This window comes from Alteromonas sp. 5NW40-0090, from assembly GCF_057552975.1.
Window position 1 is genome coordinate 1 of record NZ_BAAJLT010000019.1, and the last position, 13,476, is coordinate 13,476.

At 42.1% G+C, this 13,476-nt stretch carries 9 protein-coding genes and 1 pseudogene; all 10 read left to right on the forward strand.

What is annotated here, in order from left to right; all coding sequences use genetic code 11:
• Positions 1 to 127: 127 nt before the first annotated feature.
• Entirely contained in the window at positions 128 to 322 is a 195-nt protein-coding gene (locus AC27KT_RS19360; RefSeq protein WP_487132675.1) for a hypothetical protein, read from the forward strand.
• A gap of 176 nt (positions 323 to 498) precedes the next feature.
• A pseudogene (locus AC27KT_RS19365) lies at positions 499 to 1,273 on the forward strand (IS3 family transposase); the annotation flags it as partial.
• Positions 1,274 to 1,549: 276 nt separating this feature from the next.
• A complete protein-coding gene (locus AC27KT_RS19370) occupies positions 1,550 to 1,894 on the forward strand; it encodes a hypothetical protein (protein ID WP_150140772.1) in 345 nt (114 codons plus the stop codon).
• Positions 1,895 to 2,314: 420 nt separating this feature from the next.
• The gene (locus AC27KT_RS19375) at positions 2,315 to 2,980 is read left to right on the forward strand and encodes a recombinase family protein (protein WP_487132677.1); all 666 of its coding nucleotides are present in this window, start codon (positions 2,315 to 2,317) and stop codon (positions 2,978 to 2,980) included.
• Positions 2,981 to 3,488: 508 nt separating this feature from the next.
• Positions 3,489 to 7,004 (forward strand): type I restriction-modification system endonuclease, encoded by a 3,516-nt coding sequence (hsdR, locus tag AC27KT_RS19380; RefSeq protein WP_487132679.1) that lies wholly within the window; start codon positions 3,489 to 3,491, stop codon positions 7,002 to 7,004.
• 270 nt (positions 7,005 to 7,274) lie between these two features.
• A complete protein-coding gene (gene fic, locus AC27KT_RS19385) occupies positions 7,275 to 8,378 on the forward strand; it encodes a protein adenylyltransferase Fic (protein WP_487132681.1) in 1,104 nt (367 codons plus the stop codon).
• A 55-nt stretch (positions 8,379 to 8,433) separates the two neighbouring features.
• On the forward strand, positions 8,434 to 10,023 hold the full coding sequence (locus AC27KT_RS19390) for a class I SAM-dependent DNA methyltransferase (protein WP_487132683.1): 1,590 nt from the start codon (positions 8,434 to 8,436) through the stop codon (positions 10,021 to 10,023).
• Positions 10,024 to 10,025: 2 nt separating this feature from the next.
• Positions 10,026 to 11,534, forward strand: coding sequence for a restriction endonuclease subunit S (locus AC27KT_RS19395; protein ID WP_487132685.1), 1,509 nt, complete (start codon positions 10,026 to 10,028; stop codon positions 11,532 to 11,534).
• Between the two features lie 9 nt (positions 11,535 to 11,543).
• Positions 11,544 to 11,732 carry a hypothetical protein gene (locus AC27KT_RS19400; RefSeq protein ID WP_487132687.1) on the forward strand — a complete coding sequence of 63 codons (189 nt, stop codon included), beginning with the start codon at positions 11,544 to 11,546 and terminating at the stop codon, positions 11,730 to 11,732.
• Between the two features lie 530 nt (positions 11,733 to 12,262).
• Positions 12,263 to 13,282: a tryptophan--tRNA ligase gene (gene trpS, locus AC27KT_RS19405; protein ID WP_487132689.1), complete on the forward strand. Its 1,020-nt coding sequence runs from the start codon at positions 12,263 to 12,265 to the stop codon at positions 13,280 to 13,282.
• Positions 13,283 to 13,476 lie beyond the last annotated feature (194 nt).

Consider the following 13,476-nt stretch of genomic DNA (forward strand, 5'->3'; position numbering starts at 1 on the left):
TTTATTCACGGTTTTCATTCCTAAGGACGCGCTAACTCAGGTGCTGAGTTGGAAAAAATTGGTGCTTTCATTCATGGTTTTCATTCCTTAAGACGTGCTAACTCAGGTGCTGAGTTGGAAAGAATTGGTGCTTTTATTCACGGTTATCATTTCTAAGGCTGGGCTAACTCAGGTGCTGAGTTGGAAAGAATTGGTGCTTTTATTCACGGTTATTATTCCTAAGGCCGGGCTAACTCAGGTGCTGAGATTTTTGGTTAATGGGCAGTTGTGCACGCTCATCTACTGGGAACTCGAGCTTAACTCAGGTGCTGAGTTGGAATAAATTAGTGCTTTTATTCACGGTTATTATTCCTAAGCCGGGCTAACTCAGGTGCTGAGTTGGAAGGAATTGGTGCTGTCATTCATGGTTTTCATTCCTAAGGACGCGCTAACTCAGGTGCTGAGATTTTAGTTAAAGGGAAGTTGTGCTCGCTCATCTGCAAAGCAGTCCGACTGAGGTACGCCTTTATTAAACAGAATTTGGACCGGCGGCCTGTTCGTTGGCTGTACAAAATGTTCGATGTGCATCCATGTGGATGTTACGTATGGAGTAAGCAGCTTCACTCTAAACGAGCTAAAGTCAATCAACGTCTTACAGGTTTGATAAAACAATTTTGGCTAGAGTCAGGTGAGGTTTACGGCTTACGTAAAGTCCATTCTGACTTACGTGATATCGGCGAAAAGCGTGGTGTTAATCGCGTTTATCGACTACAGCGTCAATTCAATCTTGAGCCGCCAGATGAGTCATGGGTGAAGGACATTACTCACACCCGAATTCATGAGTGACTGCTTTATTTAGCCGTGGTGATCGATTTGTTTTCACGCAAAGCCTTTGGTTGGTCAATACTATCTCGTATTATGAAGGAAGTAGTGTTAAATGCGCTATTAATGGCTGTTTGGCGGTGTAATTCCAAGAGAATGGAGACAGTTCATTCAGACCATGGCAGTCAATACACAAGCTATGATTGGCACACTTCTTTAAAGTAATTGTCTTGAAGGTAGCATGAGGAGACGCGGCAACTGCCATGACAATGTGGTGGCTAAAACTTTCTTCCAACTGCTGAAACGTGAGCGAGTAAAGCGAAAAATCTATTTAACAAGGGATGATGCTAGAAGCGATATTTTCGAGTACATGAAGATGTTTTAGAACAATAAGAGAAAACATGGTTCCAATGATCTGCTTTCGCCAGTAGAGTATGAAAAGCGATACCCAGAACGATGGAGAAGCGCATAGATTATTGGTGTCGATTCATTAAAATGAATTTATTAGCGGTAGGCTGAAAGCGAATTATGATAATAGGATTGTAAGACCAGATTTACTTAAAGGCATCACTCTTCCACCACTCACCGCTGATAATGTCTTTGAGCATTTCTACAAATCAAAACGATTACTAGAATGCATGATAATTGTTAAAGAAATATCGCATGATTATTTTTATTAGAGGATAAAACTATTAACGATAATGAATCAAATATACCATCACAGGATGAACTTGATCGCGCAACTCCTGTGGCATTGAAAACTGCAATTCGCATCTTGGAGTCTTGGTCTTGTGAACCAGCTCAAATGGAGGTGATTTTAGGGCTTTCAAAACAGGTGATGTGTGAGTGCAATCATAATCCGAAACAAGTGAATCTGACCCAAGAGCAGCAAGAAAGGCTAAGCTATGTTTTGAATATCTACCAAGCAATTAGAATGCTCTTCAGTCAGCAGACCAATGTTGATAACTTCATGTCATTGAAAAACTGTAATGGCTTGTTCAATGGCAAAGCGCCGTTGGATTTTATATTAGAAGGCCATTTAGATAACTTGAAATATACTTATCTACATATTCAATCACTCAGTGGGCATTAGGATTAATCCGCAAAGCGTCTTCTTTCAGCATGAAGCTTTAAACGAGAGGAAGTCTATTATGCCAATCATAACGATATCTGTTTTTCTGGTAAGTGCTTTAATCTTAGCAACTGCATTCTACATATTGAGCAAGTATGCAAAATAGCTGGTTAGCTAACATTTTTCAGGTGAAACTATCCACCTAAAATATATAGGCGCGTGAAGAGTTTCGTACGCAACTATCTATAGTTTTCTCATTTTTGTTGAATGGCTTGAGCTTGAATGAGTTTAAGTAGTCTTGCCGCGACACTACCAGTAGAGTCCTCATTTTTGTAACAAAGTCTAGTGTGTAAAAAAGAGCTAATCCCTCGTTAAGCTCTTTTTTGACAGGTGCCGGTTTGGTCTCATTCTGGTCTGAAATGACCAGTTGAGGAAAACTATATGCAATTCATCGCTTATTATCGAGTATCCACGCAACGCCAAGGTATTTCGGGTTTAGGCCTAGAAGCTCAGCAAGATATTGTTGAAGACTACATCCGTCGTCAGGAGGGTAAGTTGCTCCATATTTATACTGAAATAGAATCGGGTAAGAGGGATGACCGTCCACAACTGTTAAAAGCGCTGCAACATTGTCAGCTCACTAACTCAACGTTAGTTGTGTCAAAGCTCGATCGTCTTAGTCGCGATCTCCATTTCTTATCAACCGTTATGAAAAGTGGGATCCCATTCATATGTTGTGATCAGCCGAACAGTGGCCCGCTAGTTCTTCAGGTGCTTGCCGCAGTAGCAGAGGAAGAACGTAGAATGATTAGTGAGCGAACTAGGTTGGCACTAGCTGCTGCAAAAAAGCGTGGTGTAAAACTGGGTAATCCTCGCCTCCATGAAATAAGAAATAGCTGCATGAAGAATGCGCGAGGCACATGGCAAAAAAATAACGATGAGTTCAACCAAGCCATCCGGCCTGTTATCGAAAGTTTGCAACAACAGGGCCTCGACACCTACACAGCTTTGGCAAGTGAGCTTAATCGCCTTGGCTTCAAAACTCGCTATGGTCGTCAGTTTTATTCTGCGACGGTACGGAATATATTGTTAGGTCAGGATAAGTAATCTAGCTTGTGTACCTCTCGTTATTTGTTAGAAATAAAGCAGGAACTAAGCTGAACTTGACCACGGGTGCCAGCAATTCATTAACCAGTATTTGATACCATAGTAGAACTATGTGTTGAATTACTATAACTCTGCATATTATTCCTCGCAGGAAAACGGTCATCCTGCAATAGCCGCCAATTTCATAGGGATAAGAGTTTCTGCAAGATATTGCAGGGAAAGAGCTAAGTAGGGAGTGTTTTAACGTCAGAACATGAGGTCATGACGTTAGCTTAAATGACAGTAGTTCTGCGAGTCATTGCAGGACTAAAAACAAGCACGCTGTAAGCTATCTTCTGACCAGAATGATAGTGAAAATTCCACTTGAAATAGAATTCTGCAAGGTATTGCAGAGAAACGGTAATATCGTCTCGCCAAGACTATGACTAACCCTCTGTGATAGTTGTACAAATTCCGCTATTCTAGGTAACGATAAGACAAAAAATAACGGCTCGAAGGAACGATATCAGTGGCGAGTAATTTCAGTTTTTTAGAAAGTCATGACCCTATTTTTTATCAACTAGCGCATAACGCAGAAACCGTTTTTGCGACAGACCCAAATACTACACTGATAAAATTGCGGCAGTTTGGCGAAGCCATTGCTCAGGAAATTGCGACTGGCGCAGGGATTTTTTTTGATGAACAGACTAGTCAAAAAGATTTACTTTTTAGAATCCATCGTGACTTAAATTTAGATCCGCTTATTAAAGATGTCTTTCACCACCTTCGGATTGAAGGCAATAAAGCAACTCATCGCTTTAAGACAAAACATAAAGAAGCCATGGACGGGTTACGTGTTGCTCGCCAACTGGCAATTTGGTTTCATAAGTCGTCAGATAAATGCCCAGCCAATTTTAAGCCTGGTCCATTTGTTCCGCCAGAAGACCCAAGTGAACACCATAGAACACTGCAAAAACAAATTTTACAGCTACAGTCTGAACTTACAAATACTCACCAACAGCTTGAGTCAAATCAACAGCTCACTCAGCTCTTACAGCAAGAAAAAGAAGAGTACGCTGTATTAGCTGAGCAAATGGACAAAGAGGCTCGCCAATATAAATCACTGTTCGAGTCACAAGATAAAGAATTGGAAAAGCAGCGTGCTGAATTCAACGAAAAATTAGCAACAACGCAAAAACAAGAGCAGCAGCAAAGCGACGAAGAAAAACAAGCAACCAAACAAAAGCAAAAGATTTATGCCAAGCAGCTTAGAGAAGCTACTAAGGTGCTATACCTCAATGAAGAGGTCACTCGTATTGTTATCGATCAACACTTAATTGAAGCTGGTTGGGAAACAGATACTGAAAACTTAAACTTTAAAAAGAACAAAACCATGCCTGAAGAAGGCAAAGACATGGCGATTGCCGAGTGGCCAACGGAGTATGAAGGTAAAAAAGGCTATGCCGATTATGTTCTGTTTAAAGGGTTAACACCGATAGCGGTGGTCGAAGCGAAAAAAGAAAACACCAATGTCGCCGGTAAAATTGGTCAAGCTGAACGCTATTCCAAAGGATTTAAAAATACGCCACCTTTAATGCCAGCTTGGGAGCTTGAGGGCAGAACCATTGCATGGCCAGAAGGAGAGAAAGGCCACTATCATGTGCCATTTGTGTATTCATCTAACGGACGTCCGTTTGTCAAACAGCTAGCTGAACAATCAGGTATTTGGTTCCGCGATGTGCGTGACCACAGTAATATTGCAAGGTCGCTAGCTAATTTTCACAGCCCTACAGGCCTTGAAGATAAATTAACGCGTAGTAAACAAGCTGCAGAGCAAACACTTAAGAACGAAGGTTTCGGCTACCTTAAGTTGCGCGACTATCAAGAAAAGGCAATTAAAGGGGTTGAAACGGCGTTAGAGCAAGATGCTCAGCAATGTTTGTTAGCCATGGCGACAGGCACAGGTAAAACCCGAACGATTATTGGCTTGATGTATCGATTTTTAAAAGCTGAGCGCTTTAAGCGGATATTGTTTTTAGTCGACAGAACGTCTCTTGGGACTCAAGCACTAGATAGCTTTAATGAGGCGCCACTGGAAGAAAGTAAACCGCTTTCTAAAATTTATAACATTACTGAGCTTGGCGACATGGCGGCTGAAGCAGAAACACGTATACAAGTGGCAACCGTTCAGGCAATGGTTAAACGCTTGTTTATGTCTGACTCGCCACCGCCTGTTGACGAATTCGATTGTATTATTGTTGATGAAGCCCACCGAGGTTATACCCTCGACCAAGAGATGACTGAGGGTGAGCTCGAAACAAGAGATGCTTCACAGTACCTGTCTAGTTATCGTCGTGTGCTCGACTATTTCGATGCGGTGCGTATTGGTTTAACAGCTACGCCAGCGAAACATACAACTGAAGTATTTGGCAAACCGGTATACACCTACTCATATCGTGAAGCCGTTGCTGAAGACTGGTTAATTGACCATGAACCGCCCATTCGATATCAAACTAAGTTATCAAAAGCGGGTATTAAATTTGAGAAGGGTGAAAAAGTCAGTGCCATCAACACAGGAACAGGTGAAGTAGAGTCGGCCGAACTGGAAGATGAAGTTAACTTTGCGGTGGAAGCATTTAATAAGCGCGTGATTAACGAAAACTTTAATCGTGTGATCTGCGAAGAGTTGGTTAAAGAACTTGACCCATTTGGTGAAGAGAAAACCATGATCTTTTGCGCAACCGATATGCACGCTGACATGGTTAAACGCTTACTCGACGAATCCTTTAAGGAAATTTATAACGGCGATTACAATCAAGCTGCAGTATTAAAAATTACTGGCCAAACCGACAAAGTCGAAAAGGCCATTAGCCGGTTTAAAAACGAAGACTATCCGAACATTGCCATTACCGTCGATCTACTGACAACAGGCATCGATGTACCAAAAATTTGTAATTTGGTGTTTATGCGTCGAGTGCGTTCGCGCATTTTGTATGAGCAAATGATAGGGCGAGCAACGCGCCGTTGCGATGACATTGGTAAAACGGTTTTCCGCATTTACGATCCTGTGGATATATACGCTGCACTTGAAGATGTTTCTACCATGAAGCCTTTAGTGAAAAACCCGAACATTACCATAGAGCAGCTAGTGGATGAGCTTACCGATGAGAAGCGTTTAGAAAAAGCCCTCGATACAAAAGGTGAGGCAGCAGATACATCTCATGCAGATGACTTACTAGACCAGCTTAGCCAAAAGGTCATGCGTATATTGCGTAAGGCAAAGAAAAAAGCGGAGTCTAGACAAGACATCAAAGAAAAGCTTGAAGAGCTCACTCAGCTTTGGGGAACCGAAACAGATAAACTTCCACAGTACTTGCGTGAACTAGGTCCTAAGCAAGCAGTAAAATTTATTAAAGATAGCGGTGGTTTATTACCTCAGCTTACCGCGGTCAATCAATTACTAGGCTCAGAGCGTTACCCTCTTATCTCAACACATGAGGATCAACTAGAGGTCCGTGAGCAAAGTTATGGCAAATATAATCGTCCAGAGGATTATCTTGGTAGCTTTGAAAGCTTTATTAAACATCAAATTAATGAGTCGGTGGCGCTTTCTACTGTGGTTAACAAACCAAAAGACTTAACACGCGAACAACTGAAAGAAGTACGACTAATGCTCGATGCCGCAGGCTTTGGTGAAAAAACATTAGAGACCGCATGGAAGAATAAAACCAATCAAGACATTGCGGCTTCTATCGTGGGGTATATTCGCCAAGCAGCCATTGGTGAAGCGTTAATGCCATTTTCCGAGCGTGTGCAACTGGCTATGCAGAAAATGTATCAACTGCACAACTGGGCACCTGCACAACGTAAATGGCTAGACCGACTCGCTAAACAGCTTACCCACGAAGTGGTTGTAGACAAGAGCTTTATTAATCGGTGTTTCGCAACACATGGCGGGGTTCAAACCTTTAATAGGGTTTTGAATGACCAATTAGACGATGTATTAAATGAAATAAACGACGCATTATGGCCTGAGCAGGCGTAAAACTGCCTTGAGCAGACATAAGGCTAGCAAGACGGTTATGGCAACTGCGCATACTTAGGCATATGTATATTTTTTGGCTTTTTTTATACATAACTTAATTACGTGTCGAAATATTTAGATTATATCGACACGATTGATTTATATGTCGATAGTATCGACATAAGTTTATTACATGTCGAAATATTGCACTTTTTTCGACATAACGTGTTTACATGTTGAAGCAATCGACATAAGCTGAACATTATGTTGATAATTTAAGGTTTTTTAAACATGACATGGCAAGCTGAGCAGCCGTTTAATACCATGCCACCATTACCGCCGCCGGGCGATACCTTGGATAGTATTGAAATACTTAAGGCATGTATACCAGCTAGGGCTGCGTTAGCAGAACTAAAGCAAGCAGGGGAGCTACTGCCAAACCAAGGCCTTCTGATCAACCTTATTCCATTACTTGAAGCAAAAGACAGTTCTGAAATAGAAAACATCGTCACCACAACCGATAAACTATTTCAGTATGCGCAAGAAGACAGTAGTGCCGACAATGCCACCAGAGAAGCACTACGATATCGTACTGCTTTATACGAAGGCTTTATGCAGCTTTCAAGAAGGCCATTAAACACCAATACTGCAGTAGAAGTGTGTAGCACCATCAAGTCGGTTGATATGGAAATACGCAAAGTGCCAGGCACTGTGCTAAGTAATCAGACAACGGGTGAAATCATCTATACGCCACCAGTAGGTGAACGGGTTTTGCGAGATTTACTATCAAATTGGGAGCAATTCCTTCACGCAGAAGATGATATTGATCCACTCATTAAAATGGCTGTATCTCACTATCAGTTTGAAGCAATTCATCCATTCATTGACGGTAATGGCCGTACTGGCAGGGTACTTAACATTTTATATCTGATAGAGCAGAATTTATTAACTCTGCCTATTTTGTACCTCAGTCGCTATATCGTACAAAACAAGCAAGACTATTATCGACTGCTCTTGTCGGTAACTCGCGATGGCGATTGGCAGCCATGGATCATCTATATGCTTAATGCAGTAGAACAAACCGCCAAATGGACAACCAAAAAAATAGCTGCAGTGCGAGAGCTTATTGAACACACAACCCTATTTGTAAAAGAGCAGCTACCTAAAATTTATAGCCATGAGTTAGTGCAAGTGATTTTTGAGCAGCCTTACTGCCGCATTAACAACTTAGTGGAAAGCGACATAGCAAAACGACAAACAGCCTCTGTTTACCTAAAGCAACTCTGCGATATTGGTGTACTAACCGAAGTCACAGCGGGTAAAGAAAAGCTATTTGTTCACCCTAAGCTAATTACGCTCATGACAACAGACAATAATAATTTCTTGCCTTACTAATTCGAGAAGCTTGCAGAAAGCCAAGTATTAAAGTAAGGCACATAAAGGATTCAAAATGACCAACAACGACATCGTACAAAAACTCTGGAACTTATGTGACGTACTACGTGACGACGGTATTAACTATTCAGATTATGTTACCGAGCTGGTATTGCTACTGTTTATTAAAATGGTGCACGAAAATAACGAAGCCGGCATTTTAAACCGCCATCCATTGCCAGAAGGTTGCCGTTGGCAAGATTTAAGCGGTAAAGACGGACTGGTATTACTTAACGACTACAAAGCTATCTTACTCGCACTTTCAACCGGTAAACGTACCGAAGCAGACCCTGAAAATCCAGGTCAAACCATGGAAGTGACTATTCATGAAGATCCGCTTATTCAAGCAATATATGCCGATGCACAAACACGCTTACGTGAACCTCGCCATTTAAAACAGCTCATTGAAGCCATTGATAAAATTGACTGGTTCAGTGCAGCAAAAGACGGCCTAGGTGACTTATACGAAGGACTACTTGAGAAAAACGCGAACGAGACTAAATCGGGCGCAGGGCAATACTTCACACCGCGTGCACTTATCGACTCTATGGTGCGTTGTATTAAGCCGCGAGCAGGTGAGGTTATTCAAGATCCAGCCGCGGGTACCGCAGGTTTTATTATCGCCGCTGATAACTACATTAAAGAACAAACCGATGATTTGTTTGACTTGAACGAGCAACAGCAACAGTTTCAAAAGACGAAAGCTTATATGGGTGTTGAGTTAGTACCGAACACCCGTCGTTTAGCACTTATGAACTGTTTACTGCACAATATTGAAGGCGACGACGAAGGCGCGGTGCATTTGGGTAATGCTTTAGGTCAAGTGGGTTCAAGTTTAGCTAAAGCTGATGTCATATTAGCAAACCCACCATTTGGTACGTCAAAAGGCGGTGAAGCATCTATTACTCGTGACGATTTAACCTACCGCACCAGTAACAAACAGCTCGCATTTTTACAGCATATTTACCGGAACCTTAAACCAGGCGGTCGTGCCGCAGTAGTTTTGCCAGATAATGTATTGTTTGAAGCAGGCCAAGGCACAGAGATCCGTCGCGACTTAATGGAAAAGTGTAACCTGCACACTATTTTGCGTTTGCCAACAGGTATCTTCTACGCACAAGGTGTAAAAACCAATGTATTATTTTTCACTAAAGGTGCTGCTGACGATAAAAGCCAAAAAGAAGGCTGCACCAAAAATGTTTGGGTATATGACTTAAGAACCAATATGCCTTCATTTGGCAAGCGTACTCCCTTTGGTGAAAGCCACCTTAAACCGTTTGAAGAAGTTTACGGCGAAGATGCCAATGGCGCATCCTCACGCACAGAAGGTGAATACAGTTTTGGTGCTCGCAAAGTTGAAGTGGACAACGCAGAGGAAAACAAAGGTGTAGACGACGAGTTAGCACACTCCCGTTGGCGTTGTTTTACCCGTGACTGGATCCGCGACACCAAAGGTGACTCACTCGATATCAGTTGGCTCAAAGACAAAGACAGTGTTGATGCAGCAGACTTACCTGTGCCAGAAGTTTTGGCAAAAGAGGCTAAAGATGGCTTAGCCAGTGCACTGCTGGAGTTGGATGAGTTGTTGGCTGAGTTGGGTGAATAACTATGAAATTTAAGTTCCCAGATGAATGGGCATTAGTAACGGGGTCAGAATATGTTGTTGATCCAAAGTCTGACATTGTTGATGGACCATTTGGTTCAAACCTTAAAGCGTCTGAATATAAAGATGAAGGCGAACCAATAGCTCGTATTCAAAATGTTAAAAGATTCCGCTTTATTGATAAGAACATTAGGTTTGTCAGTCCAGACAAAGCTTCAGAGCTCCAACGGCATAGCTTTAAGTCCGGTGATATCCTGATTACTAAACTTGGTGACCCTTTAGGATTGGCTTGCGAAGTGCCTTCATCGTTCGAGAAAGGTATAATTGTTGCGGATTTAGTTCGAATGAGAGCGAATGAGGATGTCTGCTCTAAAAGTTTTTTAATTTACTTAATTAATTCTGAAGTTGTCATAAAGCAAATAGAGCAACACGTAAAAGGAACGACTCGCCCGAGGATTAACCTTGGAGTAATTCGAGGGCTAGAGTTACCACTCCCCCCACTCGCTGAACAGAAAGTAATTGCTGAAAAGTTGGATAAGTTATTAGCGAAAGTCGATAGTATCAAGGCACGCCTCGACGCCGTTCCCGACACCCTAAAACGCTTCCGCCAATCTGTCCTCGCCGCCGCCGTCAGCGGTAAATTGACGGAAGAATGGCGTGAAAAGTTCAAACCAGAAATAGTTGATATTGCGTCTATTTCTGAAGAGCAATTTTCATCAGGGCTTACAATGGGAAACTTTGGTAAAAAGAAGGACAGGTCCCCAGATATCGCTGTTGAGGAAAGTCGAAAATTTGTGAGTCATATAGCAGGTTGGCCCTCTATAAGATTAGGTGCTCTATGCGAGTGCGTTGTACCGAATAGAGATAAACCAAAATCTTTCTCAGGTGGTTATCATTGGCTGTTAACTCCGAATTTTGACGAACAATCTATTTGGATTGATTACAAGGAGATTGAAAATGGTTTAAGTGAAGACGAGGTTATTACTTACAGAGCAAAAATCATAGAACCCGGAAATGTTATCATGACCTGCGTTGGACGTGTTGGTCTTTCAGCCGTTCTAAAGGAAAGCTCCGTAATTAATCAACAACTTCATGCCTTCAAAGTTAACAAGCATATCAAAGCTGAATATCTAGCATATTGTGTGAGAGCAAATGCTGAATATTACGAAGATAAGGCGACATCGACTACAGTTAAATATTTGAATAAGACAGCTTGTAACTCGTTGCCGATCCCATTACCAACCATTGAAGAACAAACCGAAATTGTTAGTCGTGTCGAAAAACTCTTCGCCTACGCTGACAAAGTCGAGTCCGAAGTCAACGCAGCCCAAGAGCGCGTCAACAAACTCACCCAATCTATCCTCGCTAAAACGTTTCGTGGTGAGCTCACCGCCAAATGGCGCGAGCAAAACCCGGAACTCATCAGCGATGAAAATTCAGCAGAAGCCTTGCTAGAAAAGATCAAAAACGAGCGAGAAAAGCTAAAGCCTACAAAGAAGAGAAAAGCGAAATAAGGAAGTTGTATGAAGTTAATTAGCGTGGAGCTGACAGGAAGTTATAAGGGATTGCACGACAGCGTTTTCGACTTCTCTGAATCAGATAGTTTTTTGCTCGCATTTATAGGGTTAAATGGGTGTGGTAAGTCGCAACTTTTGGAGCTTATTGACGTAATCACATCATCAATGTTGTCGTGCTTCAGCAAGCTTTGCTAACCGTAATGCAGTCGTATTCATGTTTTCCCTCAGCCAGATATTGCGAACGCCGCTAGCGTGTATGTCGACGTTTCCTTCGGGTTTTAACAGCCATGAGACCTTGGATTGTTCCAAGTATGGGGTAGCGAGGGAGAATCCCATGACCACTTCCTCAATAGCTCTATCAGTACTATTTTTGTGATGAGGAGCTTAGTGGCATTGGCTATCGTAATTTTACGTTCTGCCACTTTGGCTAGGACATCAACTGTCAATTTCCCTTGGTAATTAGCGACTACGACAGAATCACTTGGTGTTAACAATCAAACTTGTTTGGTAGACAATTACCAAAACACAAGTGGTTGTTACACACAATCTAATTTGATACCTTGTCAACATGAAAAAGATACTTATGAACACAACCTCTTCTTTCAACTGGTGGCGCTCAATCTGAGCGGCACGGAATTCGTACATTCTTTTGCTGCTGGAAGGTAGCTAAGTTTGTATGTCCTTTATATCTCCAGTAGCACGTTTTATTTACTTGGAGATATATCGTGAACAATAAAACAAATACCGAACGACAAATCATTCTTACTGGCGACAGAGCGACTGGGCCTCTTCATTTAGGTCATTATGTTGGATCGCTGAAGCAACGTGTATCCTTACAACACAAGCATGATCAGACCATTCTTGTCGCTGACATGCAAGGTCTGACGGACAATGCACACAATCCATCAAAGGTATCATCTAGCATATTAAATGTGGTGGCTGATTATCTGGCTGTTGGCATAGACCCACAGAAGACCACTGTTTGTCTGCAATCACAGCTACCTGCACTCGCTGAGTTGACTATGTATTACAGTAACGTGGTAACTGTAACGCGACTTGAGCGTAACCCAACCGTAAAAAGTGAAATCAAAAGCAAAGGCTTTGAGCGCTCTTTACCCGCAGGCTTCTTGACATATCCAATATCTCAAGCGGCTGACATCACCGCATTTAACGCAACATTGGTTCCTGTTGGTGATGACCAATTGCCAATGATTGAACAAACCAATGAAATCGTAAGGAAGATTAACTCGTTAGTCGAAAAGCCTGTGCTTAAAGAGTGTAAGCCATTACTAAGCAATGCATCACGACTACCTAGCACTGACGGCAAAAACAAAATGAGTAAGTCGATGGGAAATACCATAAACCTTGGCGCTACAGAGAAAGAGATAAGCACTGCAGTTCGTAGCATGTACACAGACCCTGATCACCTGAAAGTTGAAGACCCAGGTAAAGTAGAAGGCAATGTTGTATTCACGTATTTAGACGCTTTTCACCCAGATACTGAGTATGTCAGCCAACTCAAAGAACATTATCAGGCTGGTGGGCTAAGTGATGGGACGACAAAGAAGATACTGGAAGAGTGCCTGCAAGAGGTGTTGAAGCCAATTCGTAAGCGTCGAGAGCACTACCTTACGGATAAGGCACAGTTAATCGATATACTACGTGCTGGTAGCGAAATTTCACGAGAGAGAACCAACGAAGTTCTTCTCAGAGTAAAAAATGTTTTCGGGTTGAACCTGTTCTGACTTATATGGATAAAAGAGAGAGCATTTCAACTAAAAGTCATCAAGTTAGAGGATAAAGAAAGGCGCACAGTTTTAAAACTATGCGCACCTTTAAAAGGTGGTCAAAGCAATAACTCAAATTGTAGTAGCTCATATCTGATCTGACAGTTTCGATGAATAGGTTTAGCCTCTATCTGAAGGGCAGCTATGAGCGT

Bases quoted from the DNA above. Each gene is read 5' to 3' on its own strand.
- AC27KT_RS19375 (WP_487132677.1), top strand. From the start codon at position 2,315: ATGCAATTCATCGCTTATTATCGAGTATCCACGCAACGCCAAGGTATT.
- fic (WP_487132681.1), top strand. From the start codon at position 7,275: ATGACATGGCAAGCTGAGCAGCCGTTTAATACCATGCCACCATTACCG.
- AC27KT_RS19390 (WP_487132683.1), top strand. From the start codon at position 8,434: ATGACCAACAACGACATCGTACAAAAACTCTGGAACTTATGTGACGTA.
- AC27KT_RS19395 (WP_487132685.1), top strand. From the start codon at position 10,026: ATGAAATTTAAGTTCCCAGATGAATGGGCATTAGTAACGGGGTCAGAA.
- AC27KT_RS19400 (WP_487132687.1), top strand. From the start codon at position 11,544: ATGAAGTTAATTAGCGTGGAGCTGACAGGAAGTTATAAGGGATTGCAC.